Annotated in this window: 18 protein-coding genes and 1 pseudogene; 18 read left to right on the top strand and 1 reads right to left on the bottom strand. The window is 60.4% G+C overall.

The window, feature by feature from the left end; translation table 11 throughout:
• The 4 genes from recJ to ACUVTA_RS02945 all read left to right on the top strand — a co-directional run.
• Positions 1 to 2,742, top strand: a 2,742-nt coding sequence (recJ, locus tag ACUVTA_RS02960) for a single-stranded-DNA-specific exonuclease RecJ (protein WP_445951491.1), incomplete at its 5' end; no start/stop codon positions are given.
• Positions 2,739 to 4,871, top strand: coding sequence for a RelA/SpoT family protein (locus tag ACUVTA_RS02955; RefSeq protein WP_445951490.1), 2,133 nt, complete (start codon positions 2,739 to 2,741; stop codon positions 4,869 to 4,871). The genes recJ and ACUVTA_RS02955, both read left to right, overlap by 4 nt.
• Positions 4,872 to 4,892: 21 nt before the next feature.
• Complete coding sequence (dtd, locus tag ACUVTA_RS02950; RefSeq protein WP_445951489.1) at positions 4,893 to 5,381, top strand: D-aminoacyl-tRNA deacylase; 489 nt, start codon at positions 4,893 to 4,895, stop codon at positions 5,379 to 5,381.
• The gene (locus ACUVTA_RS02945; RefSeq protein WP_445951488.1) at positions 5,344 to 5,982 is read left to right on the top strand and encodes an MBL fold metallo-hydrolase; all 639 of its coding nucleotides are present in this window, start codon (positions 5,344 to 5,346) and stop codon (positions 5,980 to 5,982) included. The genes dtd and ACUVTA_RS02945 overlap by 38 nt, the downstream gene beginning before the upstream one ends.
• A gap of 15 nt (positions 5,983 to 5,997) precedes the next feature.
• On the opposite strand, the gene hflX is transcribed toward ACUVTA_RS02945, so the two are convergent.
• Positions 5,998 to 7,218: a GTPase HflX gene (gene hflX / locus ACUVTA_RS02940; protein ID WP_445951487.1), complete on the bottom strand. Its 1,221-nt coding sequence runs from the start codon at positions 7,216 to 7,218 to the stop codon at positions 5,998 to 6,000.
• A gap of 183 nt (positions 7,219 to 7,401) precedes the next feature.
• Here hflX and ACUVTA_RS02935 point away from each other — a divergent pair, with 183 nt between their 5' ends.
• The 14 genes and pseudogenes from ACUVTA_RS02935 to ACUVTA_RS02870 form a co-directional block, all read left to right on the top strand.
• Positions 7,402 to 7,824, top strand: a complete 423-nt coding sequence (locus ACUVTA_RS02935) for a CoA-binding protein (RefSeq protein WP_445951486.1) — start codon at positions 7,402 to 7,404, stop codon at positions 7,822 to 7,824.
• Positions 7,821 to 8,279: a tRNA (uridine(34)/cytosine(34)/5-carboxymethylaminomethyluridine(34)-2'-O)-methyltransferase TrmL gene (gene trmL, locus ACUVTA_RS02930; protein WP_445951485.1), complete on the top strand. Its 459-nt coding sequence runs from the start codon at positions 7,821 to 7,823 to the stop codon at positions 8,277 to 8,279. The genes ACUVTA_RS02935 and trmL overlap by 4 nt, the downstream gene beginning before the upstream one ends.
• 22 nt (positions 8,280 to 8,301) lie before the next feature.
• On the top strand, positions 8,302 to 9,051 hold the full coding sequence (locus tag ACUVTA_RS02925) for a C40 family peptidase (RefSeq protein WP_445951492.1): 750 nt from the start codon (positions 8,302 to 8,304) through the stop codon (positions 9,049 to 9,051).
• 22 nt (positions 9,052 to 9,073) lie between these two features.
• Positions 9,074 to 12,475 carry a DNA polymerase III subunit alpha gene (locus ACUVTA_RS02920; protein ID WP_445951484.1) on the top strand — a complete coding sequence of 1,134 codons (3,402 nt, stop codon included), beginning with the start codon at positions 9,074 to 9,076 and terminating at the stop codon, positions 12,473 to 12,475.
• Between the two features lie 83 nt (positions 12,476 to 12,558).
• Positions 12,559 to 12,789 (top strand): trp RNA-binding attenuation protein MtrB, encoded by a 231-nt coding sequence (gene mtrB, locus ACUVTA_RS02915; RefSeq protein WP_445951483.1) that lies wholly within the window; start codon positions 12,559 to 12,561, stop codon positions 12,787 to 12,789.
• Between the two features lie 111 nt (positions 12,790 to 12,900).
• Positions 12,901 to 13,089, top strand: a complete 189-nt coding sequence (locus tag ACUVTA_RS02910; protein ID WP_123927957.1) for a glutamate decarboxylase — start codon at positions 12,901 to 12,903, stop codon at positions 13,087 to 13,089.
• Positions 13,090 to 13,110: 21 nt separating this feature from the next.
• A complete protein-coding gene (accD, locus tag ACUVTA_RS02905; protein ID WP_445951482.1) occupies positions 13,111 to 13,974 on the top strand; it encodes an acetyl-CoA carboxylase, carboxyltransferase subunit beta in 864 nt (287 codons plus the stop codon).
• A complete protein-coding gene (locus ACUVTA_RS02900) occupies positions 13,958 to 14,929 on the top strand; it encodes an acetyl-CoA carboxylase carboxyltransferase subunit alpha (protein WP_445951481.1) in 972 nt (323 codons plus the stop codon). Before accD ends, ACUVTA_RS02900 begins: the two co-directional genes overlap by 17 nt.
• A gap of 82 nt (positions 14,930 to 15,011) precedes the next feature.
• Positions 15,012 to 15,928, top strand: a pseudogene (locus ACUVTA_RS02895) (ATP-dependent 6-phosphofructokinase).
• 19 nt (positions 15,929 to 15,947) lie between these two features.
• The gene (pyk, locus tag ACUVTA_RS02890; RefSeq protein ID WP_445951480.1) at positions 15,948 to 17,699 is read left to right on the top strand and encodes a pyruvate kinase; all 1,752 of its coding nucleotides are present in this window, start codon (positions 15,948 to 15,950) and stop codon (positions 17,697 to 17,699) included.
• Position 17,700: 1 nt separating this feature from the next.
• On the top strand, positions 17,701 to 18,531 hold the full coding sequence (locus tag ACUVTA_RS02885) for a thermonuclease family protein (protein WP_445951479.1): 831 nt from the start codon (positions 17,701 to 17,703) through the stop codon (positions 18,529 to 18,531).
• Positions 18,532 to 18,632: 101 nt separating this feature from the next.
• Complete coding sequence (locus ACUVTA_RS02880) at positions 18,633 to 19,010, top strand: DedA family protein (protein ID WP_445951478.1); 378 nt, start codon at positions 18,633 to 18,635, stop codon at positions 19,008 to 19,010.
• Positions 19,011 to 19,281: 271 nt separating this feature from the next.
• Entirely contained in the window at positions 19,282 to 19,464 is a 183-nt protein-coding gene (locus tag ACUVTA_RS02875) for a hypothetical protein (RefSeq protein ID WP_445951477.1), read from the top strand.
• A 14-nt stretch (positions 19,465 to 19,478) separates the two neighbouring features.
• A partial coding sequence (locus ACUVTA_RS02870) for a hypothetical protein (RefSeq protein WP_445951476.1) occupies positions 19,479 to 19,944 on the top strand: 466 nt, incomplete at its 3' end.

Below are 19,944 nucleotides of genomic sequence, written 5' to 3'. Positions count from 1 at the left end.
TATAACCCTATTTCTGGAAAGAAAAAACACCCGAAACTCCTTGACTCAGTCGTACGCTGGGTGAAGATTGTTTGGTGGGGCGGGGTATGGTATGATTTAACTAATAAGGAAGCGGAGAGGTGGCGGGAAGAGCAGATGGCCGGCAGAAAATGGCGGGTGGCCCCTGAGGAGCCGCTCCTGCGGGCACTTTTCGTCCGGGAATTGGGTTTGCATCCGGTGACGGCGCAGTGCCTTATCAACCGGGGCGTTTGGTCGCTGCGCGAGGCGGCGGCGTTCCTGGCGGGGGAGCCGGCGCAGCTTGCGTCTCCCTGGCACCTGAAAGATCTCGATAAAGCGGTGGCGCGCCTCAGACGAGCGGTGGCGGAGCGGGAGCGGGTCCTGATTTACGGTGACTACGACGCCGACGGGATCACGGCTACCGCCCTTTTATTTTTGACGCTGCGGGAACTAGGGCTGGAGGCCGATTGTTACCTGCCGAGCCGCGAGGCAGGATACGGGCTTAAGGAGGAAACGCTGCGGCGGTTCCGGGAAGAGGGTGTACGCCTGGTGGTTACCGCCGACTGCGGGATCAGCGCGCTCCGGGAGGCAGCGCTATGCCGGGAATTAGGCATCGACCTGGTGGTTACGGACCACCACCAGCCCGGGCCCGCGCTACCGGAGGCGGTGGCGGTGGTGAACCCGAAGCGCGCCGACTGCCCTTACCCCTATAAGGAGTTAGCGGGGGTGGGGGTCGCCTACCAGGTAGCGGCGGGCCTTTTTGAGTGTTTCGGTGAGAAACGGGCGCGGGCGGCAGCGTTTCTGGATCTGGTTGCCATCGGAACCATCGCCGATGTGGTGCCGCTTACCGGGGAGAACCGGATTTTGGTGCGCGCGGGTCTCAAGGAGCTAAACGAAAGGCCGCGCCCCGGGCTGCAGGTGCTGTTGCAGGCGGCAGGCGCTACCGGGAAGGTGACGGCGCGGACGGTGGCAATGGTTCTCGCACCGCGGCTCAACGCTCCGGGAAGAGTTGGTGACCCGCGGCCGGCCTTCGAACTTTTGCTTTGTGGGGAAGAAGAGGCGCAGGAGAAAGCGGCGTGGCTCGATCGCCTCAACCAGGAGCGGCAGCGGCTCGAGGCCTTAGTGACGGCGGAGGCCCAGGCGTTAGTCGACGGGCGGCCCGGCGCGGCGGATCAAGCGGTGATCGTGGTTGCGGGCGAAGGGTGGCTGCCGGGGCTTACGGGCATCGTGGCCAACCGCCTGGTGGAGCGGTACGGGCGGCCAGTTTTTGTCATTGCGCTGAACGGCGAAGAGGGACGGGGGTCGGGGCGCGGGGTGCCGGGATTCAACGTCTTCGGTGCGCTGGTCTCTGCGGGGAAATTACTTTTAGATTACGGCGGCCATGCCGGGGCGGGAGGGTTCACGATCCACCGGCAGGCGGTCGAGCCTTTCAGGCGGGCGATGGAAGAGTACGCCCAACGGGCGGAGCCTGTAATGCCTGAGTCTGCCGCCTGCGACGCGCTGGTCAGGTTCACGGACCTAACGCCCGAACTCGTGACGGAGCTTGCACTTTTTGAACCGCACGGGTGCGCCAACCCGCCGGTACGGCTGGTAGCCTGCGGGGTGAGCGTGGAGGAAGCGCGTCCGGTGGGCAGCAACGGGAACCATTTGAAACTTCGCCTCCGCCAGGATAACGTCTCTCTCGAGGGGATCGGTTACGGCCTTGCTTCTGGAGAAGAGTTGCCCGCCGTTGTCGATCTTGTCTTCTGGCCCATCTTAAGCGAAGTTACCGGGCGGCTTGAGCTTAAGGTGGAGGAGTTCTGTCGAGCCGGAGGGATGGTTCAGGATGATCGGGAAGAACCCGATGGGGCAGGGATACTGATCAGGAAAGCCTCCCGCTACATCAGCGATCTTACCGATCTTTACCTCCCCGAGCCCCTGCCCGAAAAGGTGCCGGCGGGAGAAAGGAGCGGGGCGCTTATCGACTTACGGGATTATCCCGGTAGATGGCGGGTATTAGCTCAAATGCTAACCACGCCAGCGGCGGTGGTCGTATCGACACCGGCGGTGGCTTCCGAAGTGGCGGCCCGCCTGCGGCTCCTTTTCCCGGAGCGAGCGCGGCGGATTGTACCCTTCCACGGGGGACTGGCAGCGGCGCGCCGGACTGTTGCCGCGTTAGCCGCGGCAGGGGAGATCGATATCCTGGTGACAACGCCAGCGCTCGCCGGACGGTTCAATCCCGACCGGGACGTTTTTGTTTTCGACCTGATGTATCTCTGGCCCCACTGGGAGTGGCTGCAGCGTTGCGGCGGCCGTAACCTTATTCTGCTTTACGGCCGCCGGGACAGGGAGGCAACGCGACGCCGGCTCGGCGCCTTAGCCCCCTCCCGCCGGGTGTTGTTTGCTTTTTACCGGCAGCTTTTACAGCAGGCGGGCCGAGGCGCGATCAGGTTTTCATTGGCCGAGGCGGCTGCCTTTTTAAGGTCGTTAGGGATACCAGGAGCCGGCCGACAGGCGGTGGAGAACTTGCTCACGGTGCTGTCCGAGCTTGAACTGGTGCGTTTCACCACGCGTGACGGGAGCTGTTCGGTGTGGCTCCAGAAACCACGGCGGCGGCAGTTTCTACCGGCAGCGCCGACCTTCCGGAGCCAGCATAACCTGAAGCGGGAGGTGCTGTGCTGCCAGCAGCATTTCTTGACGGCACCGGCGGAGGTACTTAAAGACTACTTCCGGTGTGGGTATAATTACCCGTGGTGGGAGCGATGACTTCGTACGAGGAACTTTTGGACCGGGTCAAGGCTTATAACCCTAGCGTCAACGAAGACCTGCTCCGGCAGGCTTACCTTTTCGCTGTTTCGCTACATGGCGATCAGAAGCGCCACTCCGGCGAGCCTTATATTGTCCACCCGGTGGCGGTGGCGGCAATCCTGGCGGAGCTAGAGCTGGATACAGAAACGATTGTGGCGGGCCTGCTCCACGACGTGATCGAGGATACCGGCATCGCGCTCGAAGCCATTACGGATCACTTTGGTCCGGAAATTGCTGCGCTGGTGGACGGCGTGACGAAGCTTTCCCGGATCGAGTTTCGTTCCAAGGAGGAACAGCAGGCCGAGAACCTCCGCAAGATGTTCCTGGCGATGGCCAAGGACATCCGGGTAATTCTGATAAAATTGGCGGACCGCCTCCATAACATGCGGACCCTTCAGTACCATACCCCGGAGAAGCAGCGGGCAATTGCCCAGGAAACGCTCGATATCTTTGCGCCGCTTGCGCACCGGCTCGGCATCTGCCGTCTAAAGTGGGAGCTCGAGGATCTCGCCTTCCGTTACCTCCAGCCGGAAAAGTACCGGAGCCTGGCGGAAAAGGTTGCCCGCACGCGGGCGGCCCGCGAGGAGCATACCCGGCAGACGATCGAGATTTTACGCCAGCGCCTCGAAGAAGCGGGGATCCAGGCCGAACTTCAGGGACGGCCTAAGAATCTTTATAGCATTTACCAGAAAATGGAACGCCAGGGGAAGGAGTTTGACGAAATATTCGACACTACCGGTATCCGGGCCCTGGTTGATACCGTGCGGGATTGCTACGCCGTTCTCGGGGTGGTGCACACCATCTGGAAGCCGGTTCCCGGACGCTTCAAAGATTACATCGCGGTGCCTAAAGAAAATATGTACCAGTCGCTGCACACCACCGTGGTCGGGCTTCAGGGCGAGCCTCTCGAGGTCCAGATCCGGACCTGGGAGATGCACCGGACGGCGGAGTACGGTATCGCGGCGCACTGGCGCTACAAGGAGGGGCGGCCCCGCGACGAGGAGATTGAAGCCAGGCTGGCGTGGCTGCGGGAGCTCCTTGAGTGGGTTCACGAAATGCGGGATGCGCGGGAGTTTATGGAGCGGCTCAAGATCGATGTTTTTGCCGACGTGGTTTTCGTCTTCACGCCCAAAGGGGACGTGATTGAGCTGCCGGCGGGGGCGGTGCCCCTCGATTTCGCCTACCGGATCCATACCGAGGTCGGGCACCGGTACAAAGGAGCAAAGGTAAACGGACGCCTGGTGCCGCTCGACTATAAGCTCAAGACGGGGGATATTGTCGAGATCGTAACCGCCAAACAGCCCAACCCGAGCCGGGACTGGCTGGCGGTGGTCAGGACCTCACAGGCGCGCAACAAGATCCGGTCCTGGTTTAAGCGGGAATGGCGGGAGGAAACGATTGAGCGCGGCCGCGAGGCGTTAGAGAAAGAGCTACGGAAACAGGGTCTGGAGCTTGATCTCCTCAAGAGCGAAAAATTATTAGAGCAAGGCCGTCGCTTTAACCTCTATACCTTTGAGGATATTTACGCCGCTGTAGCGCAAGGGGTCGTGGCGCCCCAGACATTGGTAGCTCGGCTGCGGGAAGAAACATCGCCGGCGGCGGTATCCCTGCTACCGGTTAAGGCGCGCCGGGCGGGAGAAGCGCACGGGGTGAAGGTGCGCGGCGTAGGCGACCTCCTGGTCCGGCTGGCGCATTGCTGCAACCCGGTTCCCGGGGACCCGATCATCGGCTACGTGACGCGAGGGAGGGGTATCTCGGTTCACCGGACGGACTGCCGCAACGTGGCCCTCTTGCGGGAGAAGGAGAGCGACCGGCTGGTGGAGGTTTCGTGGGAGGTCGGTTTTAGTGCCCCCTTCTCCGTGCGTGTAGAGGTTTCGGCGCTTGACCGGGCGGGTCTTTTGCACGACGTTATGAGTGTGCTGACGGAGATGAAGATCAGTGCGTCGTGGGTGACTGCGCGCGGCCGTAAGGACAGGATGGCGACAATCGAATTCAGTGCGGAGGTCAGGGACAAGGAGCAGCTCGAGTACCTGATTAAGAAAATCAACCGGATCAAAGATGTCTTTGAGGTGCGGCGGGTCGTATAGCGGGGGGACAGGAGAGAAAAAGTGCGGGCGGTAGTGCAGCGGGTGGCGCGCGGCGCCGTGTATATCGAGGGGCATACTTACGCGAGTATCGGCCCGGGCTTGGTTGTTCTGGTCGGCATCCGGCGGGACGACACGCCTGAGGACGCCGCTTATTTGGCCACGAAAATCGCCCACCTACGGGTTTTTGAGGACCGGGAAGGCAAGCTCAACCGCTCGGTTCTGGAGGTAGGAGGAACGGTTTTAGTGGTTTCCCAGTTTACGCTTTACGGCGACTGCCGGCGGGGTCGGCGGCCGAGCTTCACCGATGCAGCGCCTCCGGCGGTTGCGGAACCGCTTTACCGGCGCTTTATCGCGGAACTGAACGCCCGGGGTGTGGTCACGGCGGAGGGCCGCTTTCAGGCCCGGATGCTGGTGGAGATCGCCAATGATGGACCAGTGACGCTGATTCTCGAATCGGAGCGCAAGAACAGGAATGAAGAAAATCGTGGTAAAGACGCTGGTGGTAGGTGAGCTTCAGGCTAACGCTTACATCATCGCCTGCCCGGAGCAGCGGGTAGCGGCGGTAATTGATCCCGGCGCGGCGGCAGAGCAGATTCTCCAGGCGGTTGTTGGGGGCGGGTTCCGGCTTACCCAGATCCTTCTCACCCACGGCCATGCTGACCATATCGGCGGCGTGGCCACCCTCCGGCGGGTAACCGGGGCGACGGTGGCGGTGCACGCGGCGGACGCGCCCCTGTTAGAAGACGCTGCGTTGAATCTATCTCTTTACCTGGGCCGGGGTTTCACCGCCGGCCCCCCCGACAGGCGGCTCGCTGATGGTGATACCGTGGCCATTGGTGCTTTTACGCTGGAGGTTCTCCATACTCCAGGGCATACACCAGGCGGGGTTTGTTATCTTGGCCCCGGGATGGTTTTTACCGGCGATACCCTCTTTGCAGGGTCTGTAGGGCGGACCGACTTCCCCGGCGGGAGCCTGAAGCAGCTCCTCCGGTCAATTAAGGAGCGGCTTTTGACCCTGCCTGACGAAACGGCTGTTTACCCGGGTCACGGGCCGGCTACTACCATCGGGGAGGAGCGGCTGCATAATCCTTTCCTGACAGCCGCCTTCTGAACGCCGGCGCGGCCGCTAGTTTTTCAGCCGGGCGGTGAGTCTGGCGATATCCTCCGGGCGCCCGCGCACAGTGAGGCGCACGCCTTCCGGTAGGTATTCTTCCCGGAGGAGGCGCAAGCGTTCGCGGCAACGGCTCAGCTCACCGAGCCGGTCGAAGGGGATTATGATGACTACCTCTTTTTCCGGGAAGAGGAGAGCCTCGATTTCGGCTTGGAGCGCGGTTAGGTTTATCCCCGTTAGGGCGGAGATGGCGATGCCGTCTTCCGGAAGGATGCCTGCGTGGCGGTCTACCTTATTGTAAACCTTCAGCAGCGGCCGGTCGGCCAAGTTAAGCTCTTCGAGAAGCTTTTCCACCGTGGCTACCTGTTCGTCAAGGTAGGGGCTTGTTAGGTCGATGACGTGCAAAAGCAGGTGGGCGGAGGCGAGTTCCTCAAGGGTGGCTTTAAAGGCTTCCTTGAGTTTCGGCGGTAACTCTTTAATAAAGCCTACGGTGTCGGTGAGGAGGAAAAAACGGCCTGACGGAAGCCGGACACGGCGGCTTACCGGGTCCAGCGTGGCAAAGAGGCGGTCTTCCGCCAGCACCTTTTGGTTACTTATTGCAAGGGCGTTTAAAAGTGTTGATTTACCTGCATTAGTATAGCCTACAAGGGCAACGGTCGGCAGCCCTTCTTCCTGCCGTTGCTTGCGGAGGAGGGCGCGGTTTTTGCGCACCGCCTCCAGTTCCTGGCGCAAATCATGGATGCGCTCCCGGAGGGCCCGCCGGAGAATTTCGAGCTTTGTTTCCCCCGGGCCGCGGGTACCGATCCCACCGCCCAGCCGGGAAAGGGCGCCGCCGAGGCCGTACAGGCGCGGGTAGAGGTAGGTGAGCCGGGCGAGTTCCACTTGAATCTTCCCTTCGCGGGAGTGGGCGCGGCGGCGGAAGATCTCGAGGATCACCTGAGTCCGGTCCCAGACCTCTACGTCACCGAAAAGATCCTCCAGTGCTTTTACCTGGCGGGGCGATAGTTCACGGTTGAAAACTACCGCTTCGTAGCCTTCCCGCTCAACTTGCTCCTTCACTTCCCGGATCTTCCCCTCACCGAAAAAGTAGTTGAGGTCCGGTTCCCGGTGCTGGACCACAGTGGCGGCGGCTTCGATTTCGATGTTACGCAGGAGTTCTTGGAGCTCCGTCAGGTCGTAAGCAATTTCGGCCGCACCTTCGCGTATAGCTAAGTAGCAAATAATGCCGCGTGTCAAGTAAGACTCACCCCAACTTTAATTTTAACCCCATGGCCTTCCCGGGGGAAGAGAAAAGACGAAAAGAGCGGGTCACACGCCGCTATCCCTCTCCGGGGCGCCTTGCGTCCGCATTGTTAAAGAAGGTATGATGGAGTTTAGTGGCGAACTGACATAAGCAGTAACCCAAGGAGGTTAATTCGCGTGTTTGAAAACCCTCCGGACGAAGTGCTAAGAGAGTTGCTGCAGCAAAGCAGGACGGTGGCGGTAGTAGGGCTCTCGCCCAAACCGGAACGGGACAGCCACCGGGTGGCGGCCTATTTACAACAGCAGGGCTACAGGATTATCCCTGTTTACCCGCGGGAAGAGACGATCTTGGGGGAGAAGGTTTACCGGTGTCTCGGCGACATCCCGTTCGCCGTGGACATCGTTAACGTCTTCCGGCGGAGCGAAGAGGTCCTTCCGGTTGTAGAGGAAGCGCTCGCGTTGCGGCCCCGGGCGGTCTGGTTGCAGCTCGGGGTGACGCATACGGGAGCGGTGCCGCTCTGTGACCGGGCGGGTGTCTGCCTCGTTATGGACAGGTGCATCATGGTTGAACACCGGCGCCTTTGCGGTGGTCGCGGATGAATGTGGTGCTTGTCGAACCGGAAATCCCGCCGAATACGGGGAATGTGGCGCGGACCTGTGCTGCGACCGGAGCTCGCCTTCATTTGGTGCGGCCTCTTGGCTTTAAGGTTGACGATAAGCACCTCCGGCGGGCCGGCCTTGACTACTGGCATCTGGTAGAGGTTCACTACTACGATAGTTTTGAGGAGCTTTACGAAGCGAACCGCGACGCACCTTTTTATTTCACGACGACGAAGGCGGCGCGGTGGTATACCGCGGTCTGCTACCCGCCGGGAACGTTCCTTGTTTTCGGGAAGGAAACGGCTGGTTTGCCGGAGCGGATCCTCCAGGCTTTTCCCGCCCAGTTAGTGCGGATCCCCATGCTCCCGGAGGCGCGCTCCCTAAACCTTTCTAATGCGGTGGCCATTGTTCTCTACGAGGCGCTGCACCAGCAGGGATTTCCCGGGCTTAAATAAAGGGGGCGCGGTGGTGCGGTTAATGGCGGCGGCGCCGCCAGTGGTCGGCATTCACGAGGAACCGCTAACGGGGTCCCCGCTTATCACTCAGGCGCTCTTGGGAGATTGCGTGGTGCTGCTCGCGGCGGTGCAGGGATGGTGCCGCGTGATGGCTAACGACGGCTCTTGCGGCTGGGTGAGGCGGGGCGAACTGCGTAAAGAGGAACGGGTACGCGGCAGACGGGTACGGGTAAGCGCGCTGCAGGCGCCCCTTGAAACTGCTGCTGGTAGGATTACGCTTTATTTGGGCGCGGAGTTGACGGTCCTGGGGGAAGAAGCGGACCGGTGGTGGGTTGCTTCTGCAGACGGCACAAAGGGGACGATCAGTAAAAAGGCGGTCCGGCCCGCCGAGATCAGGGAAAAAGGAGCGGTCGGCATAAGGATTGTCACCACCGCCCGGCTTTTTCTCGGTGCGCCGTATCTCTGGGGCGGGATGACCGCACGGGGTATCGATTGCTCGGGGCTAACTTATATCGCTTATCTGGGGCACGGCTACCGGCTGGCGCGCGATGCTGAAGACCAGTACCGCGCTGGCCTTTCCGTAGGGCCGGAGGAACTTGCGCCAGGCGATCTTCTCTTTTTCAGCACCACGACGCCTGGCCCCAGCCACGTAGGGATTTATGCGGGAAGCAGTATGTTTATCAACGCCCGCTCGCGCGCCGGGGTCTGCTTCAGCTCTCTTGCCGACCCTTATTTTCGCGAACGTTTTCTCGGTGCGCGCCGTTATCTTTAAAGCTGCGGAGGGGAATAGGGCTTTGTCGTTTGTCCATCTCCACGTCCATACAGAATATAGTCTGCTTGACGGGGCGGCCCGGATCAAGGAGGTAGTTAGGCGGGCTAAGGAACTCGGGATGCCGGCTCTGGCCATCACTGACCACGGCGCCATGTACGGGGTGGTCGAGTTCTATAAGGCCTGTCTCAAGGAAGAGATAAAGCCGCTCCTCGGGTGCGAGGTCTACGTGGCGCCCAGGTCGATGGCGGACCGGACGCCGAAAGTTGACGATAACCTCTACCATCTGGTCCTTCTGGCGGAAAACGAAACCGGTTACCGCAACCTTATGGAGATTGTTTCCCTTGCCTTCACCGAGGGTTTTTATTATAAGCCGCGGGTGGACAAGTACCTGCTCAGCCGTAAGAGCCAGGGGCTCATCGCCTTAAGCGGCTGTACTGCCGGCGAAGTGGCTACCCACCTGCTCGACGGGTCGTTCGCACTTGCCCGGCAGGCTGCCGGTACCTACCGGGAGATTTTCGGCCCCGATAACTTCTTTTTAGAGCTGCAGGACCACGGTTTGCCGGAGCAACAGCGCATCAACCCGGAATTGGTCCGGCTCTCACGGGATCTCGGCATACCGGTGGTGGCGACGAATGACGTTCACTACGTGAATCTCGCCGACGCGGAGATTCAGGATATCCTTCTCTGCATTCAAACGGGTAAAACCCTTGACAACCCGAAACGGCTTCGGTTCCAGTCCAACCAGCTCTACCTGAAGAGTGCGGCTGAGATGGCGGCCCTTTTCCCGGAGCTACCGGACGCCTTGGCCCGGACTCTGGAAATTGCGGAACGGTGCAACGTAAAACTCATCTTTGGGAAGCACCACCTACCCGCCTACCCGGTGCCGGAGGGGCAGACGCCGGCTACCTTTCTTCGGGAGCTCTGCTATGCCGGATTCAAAAGGCGCTATCCCGACCCGCCGGAGGGCGCGCTTGAACGGTTAGAGTATGAGTTGCGGGTTATCGAGCAGATGGGCTACCCCTCTTATTTCCTCATTGTCTGGGACCTTATCCGTTTTGCGCGGGAAAACGGCATTCTGGTAGGACCGGGGCGCGGCTCGGCGGCAGGCAGCCTGGTGGCATATTGCCTTGGGATCACCAATATCGACCCGCTCCGCTACGGGCTTCTCTTCGAGCGCTTTTTAAACCCGGAACGGGTTTCGCTGCCGGATATCGATACCGACTTTTGTTACGAGCTGCGCGGCAAGGTTATCGAGTACGTCTTCCACCGCTACGGTGCCGACCGGGTAGCCCAGATCGCTACCTTCGGCACGATGGCAGCGCGCGCGGCGATCAGGGACGTAGGCCGGGCGCTGGGGCTCCCTTACGGTGATGTCGACCGGGTAGCGCGCCTAGTTCCGGGCGAGCCGAAAATGACCGTGGCTAAAGCTTGCGAACTCTCTCCGGAACTGGCAGAGTTGGCGGCAGGCGACCCGACGGTGAAACGGCTCTTAGATATTGCTTCTCGGGTAGAAGGGATGCCCCGCCACGCTTCCACGCACGCTGCGGGTGTCGTAATCGCCCCCGAGCCCCTTACGAACTTTCTCCCTCTGCACCGGGTGGCGGACGGAACGGTGGCTACCCAGTTCACCATGGAGGCCGTCGAGGAGCTGGGCCTGCTCAAGATGGACATCCTCGGCCTGCGCACCCTCTCGGTCATCGGCGATACGCTCAAGCTGGTGCAGGAGCACCGGGGGGTAGCGGTCGATATCGACAACCCGCCCCTTGACGACCCGGCTACCTACGAACTTCTCTGCCAGGGAGAGACGGCGGGCGTCTTCCAGTTCGAGTCGAGCGGGATGCGCAATCTGCTCCGGGAGTTAAGACCGAGTACCTTTGAGGACCTGGTAGCTTTGGTAGCCCTTTACCGCCCCGGGCCTTTAGGCAGCGGGATGGTGGAAGATTTCATCCGGCGCAAGCACGGGCAGACGCCGGTGAGCTACCTGCATCCCGCGCTCGAGCCGATCCTGAAGGAGACCTACGGGGTGATCCTTTACCAGGAGCAGGTGATGAAGATCGCTAGCACCCTTGCTGGCTTCAGCCTGGGGGAGGCGGATCTCCTGCGCCGGGCGATGGGGAAGAAGAAGTCGGAGATAATTGCCGGTCTGCGGTCCCGCTTTATTGAAGGAGCAGTAAAGAACGGGATCGACGCGCAACTGGCGGGCGAGATCTTCGATCTCATGGAATATTTCGCCGGCTATGGTTTTAACAAGAGCCACTCAGCCGCCTACGCGCTAGTGGCCTACCAGACGGCCTACCTCAAGGCCAACTACACGGTGGAGTATATGGCGGCGCTCCTCACCTCGGTCCGGGACCGTGCGGAGAAAGTGGCGGCTTACGTTGAGGAGTGCCGCCGGCTTGGTATAGCCGTTCTGCCCCCCGATGTCAACGAAAGCGGCCGGAACTTTACCGTAGTTTCCGGCGGCATCCGTTTCGGGCTGGCCGCGATAAAGAACGTCGGGGATACGGCGGTGGAAGCTATCATTGCCGCCCGGGAAGAAGGTGGTCCCTTCCGGGACTTTGGGGATTTCTGCGCCCGAATGAACCCCCGCGTAATCAACCGCCGGGTACTTGAAAGCTTAGCACGTGCCGGGGCCTTTGCGTCGCTCGGCCACGGGCGCCGCCAAGTGCTGGCCGTACTGGATGAGGGTCTTGAACTGGCCCAGCGGGCGGCAAAGGAAAAGGAGTCGGGCCAGTTAACCCTTTTCGGGGAGCTATCGGGTGCGGGCTACGTGCTCAGGATCGACCCTGCGCTTCCCGAGTTCCCGCAGCAGGAACTCCTCGCGATGGAAAAGGAACTCCTGGGGCTATATATCACCGGACACCCCTTAGCCGCGTACCGGGAGGTCCTGCGGGCGCTCACTACCGTCCAGGCGGCGGACCTGGCCGAGTTAGAGGCAAACGGGCCGTTAAAGGCCGGCGGGCTTATCGTGGCGGTGCGCCGCTACCGGACCAAAAAAGGGGAACCAATGGCGGTGGTGCAGCTCGAAGACTTGACCGGCGTTATTGAGGTGGTGGTTTTTCCGCAGGTTTTCCAGCAATGCCGCCAGTTACTCAAACCCGAAACGGTAATTATCGTGAGCGGCAGGAAAGCGAAGGGAACGGAAAGAATAAGGGTGGTAGCGGACGAGGTGACGCCGCTTAAGGGTGACGGGGCGGAGCTTTATCTTTACCTCCCGGAGAACACCCCACGGCTTATCGGGCGATTAAAAGAGGTTCTCAGTTCCTACCGCGGCAACTGCCCGGTTTATCTCTACTATCCGGGCGAAAGTGCGGTCCGCAAGGCACCGGAAAACTACTGGGTCAACGTGGCCTCGCCGGTGCTGGAGGCGTTGAAGAAGCTTCTCGGGGAGAAGAACATCAGGATTGCTTGGTCCCGGTCGTGAGCCTCCATTGCCCGCAAGAAACTTGTCCTTGCGGCTGCGCGTATGCTATCATACCTGCGAGAAGTTAGGGGGAGTAGTAGTGGATGCCCGAACAAGACTGGGTTTTAGCTGAATATATCGTTATCAAGGCGTTAGAAAACGGGGTCACCGTTATGGGACTCACCCGGGGTAAGGATACTAAGTTTCACCACACCGAAAAATTGGACCGGGGTGAGGTTATGATTGCGCAGTTTACCGAGCATACTTCGGCGATTAAGGTGCGGGGGAAAGCCGAAATTCTGACCAAACACGGCCGGCTGCGGACCGATGAATAAAGGAATTTTTACGTAGCGGCCGGGAATAATACCTAAACGGGATAAATTTACGCGCCGGTTTTCCGGAAAGCAGCCTGTCCCCTATGGAAAGCGGAGCGAGGAGGGCGCCCTGTGTGGACGGTGGTCTATATCGCACCGACGCGGAAAGAAGCAGAAAAAGTCCGGGATTTTTTAGTTAAAGAAGGCTTGTTAGTTAAGCTGAATCTTGTAGGTGCCGGTAGCGAAAACAGCCAGACTTACGAGGTTTTAGTCCCCGAGGCCGAGGTGGAGGAGGCGCTCGAACTCTTAGGGTCCTTCTGATGTCTGAAGGGAGAGGATTAGTTGGTCTTAGAGCTTTTTAAGAAGCCGAAGTACGTTACGATTCGCCAGGAAGGGAAGAGGGAAATTCCGGAGGGTTTATGGGTAAAATGCCCGCGGTGCGAAGAGATTGTTTACAACAAGGACCTCTTGAAAAACCTTAAGGTATGCCCGAAATGCGGCTTTCATTTCCGCCTGACCGCGGCGGAAAGGTTGAGCTTTACCCTTGACGAAGGCAGCTTTATCGAGCAGGATGCCGACCTGGTAGCGGACAACCCCCTTAATTTTCCGGGTTATCCGGAAAAACTGGCCGAAGCGCGGCAGGCTACCGGACTCGCGGAAGCGATCATTACCGGCGAGGGGACCATCGCCGGGCACCGGACGATCATCGGGGTGATGGATTCCCGCTTCATTATGGCGAGTATGGGGGCCGCGGTGGGCGAAAAGATCGTGCGCGCGGTGGAACGGGCTTGCGAGCGGCGCTTGCCGCTCATCATTTTTGTGGCTTCCGGTGGAGCACGGATGCAGGAAGGCGTGGTGGCGCTGATGCAGATGGCCAGAACCGCTGCGGCGATCAAGCGCCTTGACGATGCGGGCCTCCTCTACATTCCGGTTTTGACCGATCCCACAACCGGCGGGGTTAGCGCGAGCTTCGGGATGTTAGGAGACATCATTCTCGCCGAGCCCGGCGCGCTCATCGGCTTTACCGGGCCGCGCGTGATCGAGCAAACGATCAAGCAGAAGCTGCCCGAAGGCTTTCAGAGAGCGGAGTTTTTGCAGGAACACGGGATGATCGACCTGGTGGTGCCGCGGCCCAGGATGCGGGAAACCCTGGCGCGCATCCTTAAGCTCCACGAGTGGAGGCGGAGCTATGCCGACGGTTCTTGATTTTGAAAAACCCTTCGTCGAGTTAGAAAACAAGATTGCGGAACTGACCGCCTTCAGCGAGGAGAAGGGTCTGGACCTCTCCGAAGAGATCGAAAACCTAAAGAGGCGTGCGGAGGCGATCAAACGCTCTATCTTCGCCAATCTTACCCCTTGGCAGAAAGTGCAGCTAGCGCGCCACCCCGACCGCCCTAACGCGGCAGATTACGTGAAGATGCTGCTCACGGAGTTTATCGCGCTCCACGGGGACCGCTGTTTCGGCGATGATCCGGCGGTGCTCGGGGGGATCGGCTGGCTGGGGGAGATCCCGGTCACGGTGGTGGGCCACCTTAAGGGGCGCAATACCAAAGAGAACGTGCAGCGGAACTTCGGCATGGCGCATCCCGAGGGTTTCCGTAAGGCGCTCCGGCTGATGCTCCAGGCGGAGAAGTTCGGGCGGCCGGTGCTCAGTTTCATCGATACGCCTGGCGCCCACTGCGGCATTGGCGCGGAAGAGCGGGGCCAGAGCCGCGCGATCGCCGAAAATTTACTGCGTATGAGCGCGCTCCGCGTACCCATAATAATAGTAGTAATTGGGGAAGGGGGAAGCGGCGGCGCGCTGGCTTTGGCGGTGGGGGACGTTGTCTTAATGCAGGAACACGCCATTTTTTCGGTAATTTCCCCCGAGGGGTGCGCGAGCATCCTCTGGAAGGATGCGGGCCGGGCGCGGGAGGCGGCGGAAGCGCTTAAGCTCACGGCGCAGGATCTCCTGTCTCTGGGGGTCATTGACGAGGTTATTCCCGAGCCCTTGGGTGGCGCGCACCGGGATCCCGCCAGTGCGGGAGCGGCAATCCGGGAAGCGGTGGTGCGCTACCTTCAGGTGCTGCTACGGCTTACGCCGGAGGAACTCGTCGCCCGCCGCTACGCGAAGTTGAAAAACGTAGGCCGCGTCGGCGCGCCGGATGGCGCAGGCGAGTAAGCCCCTCTTTTCCCTGTAGCTGCGGGGGTGGTTTTTTGTGCCGGATCGCCCCGTTTTAACCAGCGGCGGCGACGCGCCGGGGATGAACGCCGCCATCCGGGCGGTGGTGCGAAAAGCGATCTTTCACGGGTGCGAAGTTTTCGGGGTCAGGCGCGGCTTTGCCGGCTTGATCGAGGGAGATGGCGAGCTCTTTACCTTAGGATCGGTAGCTGATATCATCCAGACGGGCGGTACGATCCTCTTGACGGCACATTCGGAGGAGTTTCTTTCCCCGAGGGGCGAGCGGAGGCTTTTGCCTCCGTCCGGCGGGCCGGAATCGAAGGTCTGGTGGTCATTGGCGGGGACGGTTCTTTCAAAGGGGCGCTTACCTTTCACGCGGAGACCGGTATGCCGGTAGTCTGCATCCCGGCCACGATCGACAACGACATCCCCGGAACAGACTACGCGATTGGCTTTGATACGGCGGTCAACAACGTTGTTGACACCATCAACAAAATCCGGGATACGGCGACCCCCCATGAGCGCACCTTTGTGGTAGAGGTTATGGGGCGCCATTCCGGATTTATTGCCCTGTACGCCGGTTTGGCCGGTGGTGCCGAATCGATCCTGATTCCGGAGGCCCCTTTCGATATTGAGGCTGTATGCCGCAAGCTCCTGCGCGGGGTGCGGCGGGGCAAGCTGCGCAGTATCATCGTAGTGGCCGAAGGGGCCGGTTCCGCTGCCGAGGTGGCCCGCGAGGTCAAAGCGCGCACCGGTTTCGATACCAAGCTCACCATTCTGGGCCATATCCAGCGCGGCGGCACGCCGACCGCCTTTGACCGGTTGTTGGCCAGCGTTATGGGGGCGCGGGCCGTAGAGTTGCTCCTGGCAGGGGAGAAGTGCGTGGCCGTTGGGGTAAGCGGCGGTCGATTAAGGCACTACAACCTCGCGGAACTCCTGTCGGAGCGCAAGGAAATTGATCGGGAGCTCTATCAGCTGGCCGAGATTTTAGCGATATAAGAAGATAGGGGGGAGGCTCTTGCGCCACACGAAGATTGTCTGCACCATCGGTCCGGCGAGCGAAGATCCCGCCGTGATCGAGGCGATGCTCCGGAGCGGGATGAATGTGGCCAGGATTAACATGTCCCACGGAACGCAGGAGGAGCACCGGCGGCGGCTGCGGGTCCTTCGGGCGGTAGCGACGAAACTCGGCCAGAACCTGGGCATCCTTCTCGATATCCGGGGCCCGCGCATCAGGATCGGGGATTTTGAAGCGGGGTCGTTTCGTCTCGAGGCGGGTGAGGAAGTTGAGCTGATTCCGAAGGATTTTAAAGGTACCCGGCGGCGGATCCCGGTCAACTACGAGGGGCTTGCTCGCGACGTGAAGCCGGGCAACATCATTTTAGTGGCCGATGGCCTGGTGAGCCTCCGGGTTTTGAACACGACTGCAGAAGGCGTTCTCTGCCGCGTGGAAATAGGCGGCGAGGTGAGTGCCCGAAAGGGCGTTAACCTGCCGGGGGTTAAGGTGAACCTGCCTTCCCTCACGGAAAAGGATATCGCCGACATCAGGTTTGGGATTGCCGAGGAAGTGGATTTTATCGCTCTCTCTTTCGTCAGGCGGGCCGAGGATGTGCTTGCGGCCCGGCGGCTGCTTGAGGAAGCTGGTGCCGATATTGCCCTGATTGCCAAGATCGAGAACTGGGAGGGACTTGAAAATCTCGGGGCGATCCTGAAGGTGGCCGACGGGGTGATGGTCGCGCGCGGCGACCTCGGGCTCGAGATTCCCACGGAGGAAGTGCCTTTAGCGCAGAAACGTATCATCGAGGAGGCCAATGCCGTCGGTAAACCGGTGATTACGGCCACGCAGATGCTCGAGTCGATGATTCACAACTCGCGCCCGACCAGGGCCGAGGCTAGTGACGTCGCCAACGCCATCTTCGACGGTACGGACGCGGTGATGCTTTCCGGAGAAACCGCCATCGGGCGCTACCCGGTCGAAGCGGTGGCCGTCATGGCCCGGATCGCGGCCCGGACAGAGGAGGCACTACCGTACAGTGAGTTTTTGCGGCGGCAGCAGGCGGCGGCGAAACATTCGGTAACGGACGCCATCAGTTTTGCTACCTGTACGGCGGCCGAGGATCTAGGGGCGGCAGCAATCATTACTGCCACGCAGACCGGCTACACGGCGCGGATGGTGGCCAAGTACCGGCCCCGACCGCCGGTCGTTGCGGTTACCCCGCATGAGAGGGTGGTGCGCCGGTTATCGCTGGTATGGGGCGTTTTACCCCTTCTAGTTGAACCGACCGAGAGTACCGACCAGATGATCAAGGCAGCGGTGGAGGCGGCTGTAACCGCAGGTTACGTCCGGGCGGGCGACTTGGTTGTGATTACCGCCGGGGTCCCCGTGGGTGTGCACGGCACGACGAACCTGCTTAAAGTCCACATGGTGGGCAACGTGGTGGCGCGGGGCGTGGGGATCGGGACGCGGGCCGTGAGTGGCCCGGCGCGGGTGGTTCATACGGCGCGGGAGGCGCTGGAGCGGGTGCAGTCCGGTGATATCCTGGTGGCGCCAGCCACCGACAAGGAGTACATCCCGGCGCTGGAACGGGCGGCGGGGGTGGTTACCGAAACGGGCGGGATGACCTCGCACGCTGCGATTGTAGGGCTAGAATTCGGAATTCCGGTAGTCGTAGGCATCGAGGGCGCGACCGCCATCATTAAAGATGGTATGCTTATCACCCTTGATCCGCAACGGGGCGTCATTTATAGCGGCGTGGCGCGGGTTCTCTAAGATGAAGCGGGTGCCGGTAATCTTTTGGCGTATACCGTCTTTGAAGACGGTGCGGACAAAGGGAATAGCTGCCCTGTTGCTCCTGCTGGCGCTTTACCTTACCGCAGGCGGGTGCCGGGAGAGAGGTGAGAACGCCTCAGTTAGAGCGGGGCTTCCTGCGCAGTGCCCGCCGGCAGCGGCGGTAACGGCGCGCGTGGTGCGGGTGATTGACGGCGACACGGTAGTGGTGCGCTTCCAGGCGGGGCCGGCGGTGAGCCCCGACGGGAACGGTTATTCCCTCCGCGTCCCCGGCGGCTGGGTACGGGTGGGGAAGGAGGAAAAGGTCCGGCTTATCGGGGTGAACGCGCCGGAAACCGGGGCTGGGCAGAGGGAGGCGGAGGTGTACGGCTGGGAAGCAAAGGCCTATACCCGGAAGCGGACGCTAGGCCGGGTTGTGCGTCTGGAGTTCGACGTCGAAACCCGCGACCGTTACGGGCGGTTGCTGGCGTACCTTTACCTTGACGGGAATCTTTTTAACCGTGAGCTGGTGAAGGAAGGCTACGCCCAGGTCTATACCGCCCCGCCCAACCTGAAATATACGGCGGCGTTTCTATCGGCCCAGCGGGAAGCACTGGAGGCGGGACGGGGCCTGTGGCAGAAGCGCCATTTCGTCACCGGGCCGGTAATAGGCAACTCCCGGACCTACACCTACCACCTTCCGGGTTGTTCGGGGCTCCCTGCTCCGGCCAACCGGGTCTATTTCCACAACGAAAGAGAAGCGCTAATGTCCGGTTACCACCCTTGCCGGAAATGTTGCCTGCAGCGACGGCTTGAGGGCGGGAAAGGAACGTGAAAGGAATTCATCCTGGATTATCTCGCCTATTTCGGCATTGGCGGCCTGCTTTTGAGCAGCTTGGTGGAGGCGCTGGGCGTTCCTTTTTTTCCCGGGGGATAATGGTCATCTTGGCCGGGTTCCTTGTAGCCCGGGGCTACATGACCTTTCCGGCAGCCCTTCTGGCCACCTGCACCGGCTTCATCACCGGTTCGGCTCTGGCTTATCTTTTAGGCGTTAAGCTTGGCGGACGGGTTTTTGAACTCGGGGGTCGTCTGCTTAAGGTTACACCCGCGCGGTTGGCGAAAGCACGGGCCTATCTCGGTTATTCAGCACCAGGTTTCGTTGTCTTCGGCCGTTTCATCCCGGGAATAAGCAACCTGACGCCTTATCTCGCTGGGGTAGGGCAGCTGAATCCGGTGCTCTTCCTCGCCTTGACCAGTTTTTTTGCGGTGAGTTGGGCTACGCTCTACCTCGCCCTCGGCGTTGTTTTTTTTTGAAAAAAAATGGGCTGCAGTTGCTGGGCGACTGCAGCCTTTCCTCCTTTTGGGAGGACTTTTGGGCCTGGGACTTTACCTGTACGCCCTCGGGTGGTGGAAAAAAGCTGGTGGATTCTGAATTTTTCTTACGAACTTATTTTCATTAATTCCTTTTAAAGCCAGTTTGCCGGGTGTATTCCCTAAGTGGAGCCCGGTAAGATCGGTTCCGGGAGCAAGGGGTTTTAAGCGATGGATGAGGAAACCCTCCGGGATTTGCTTACGCGGGCCCAGCGTGGGGAAAGTGAAGCGCGAAACGCTTTGCTTGCGGCACACCGTAAATTTTATCGCCGACAGCATCAACTCTTATCTCCGGCACGCCTCTCTTAAGAAGCGAAACGACGAACTGAGTGTAGGCATGATCGCCTTTAACGAGGCAGTTACCAGATTCCAGCTGGAGCGGGGGTACCCTTTTTAGCTTTTGCCCGGCTGGTGATTAAGAGCCAGCTGGCCAACTATCTCCGCCAGGAAGCGCGGCATCAGGAGGCCGCCTCTACTCTTGAAATATCGGATACGCGGGTCGAGAAGATGCAGGTAGCGGCGGCCCAGGATGAAGCGCTGTGGGAAGCGGTGGCTCAGGACCGGGCAGAGGAGATTAGAGACTACGAAAAGCTTCTGGCAACGTTTGGTATTACCTTAGAGGAGTTAGTAACTCTTTCTCCAAAGCATGCCGACTGCCGTGCATCCCTTATTCGAGCCGCGATTTTGCTGGCTCAGGAGGAAGAATTTTTCCACCGGTTCGCTACGGGGAAGCGCCTGCCTTTGCGCGAGATGGCGCAGCGGACCGGGTTGAGCCCTAAGGTGCTCTGTAAGCACCGGAAGTATCTCCTGGCCCTCGCCATTATCTTTCGCGAGCCGGAGCGCTTTATCTATTTGCATTCTTACTTACTTAAAAGGA

It is taken from the genome of Thermodesulfitimonas sp. (genome assembly GCF_052743955.1).
The sequence above is the reverse complement of the archived record's forward strand: the minus strand, read 5'-3'. Positions and strand labels throughout refer to the sequence as shown.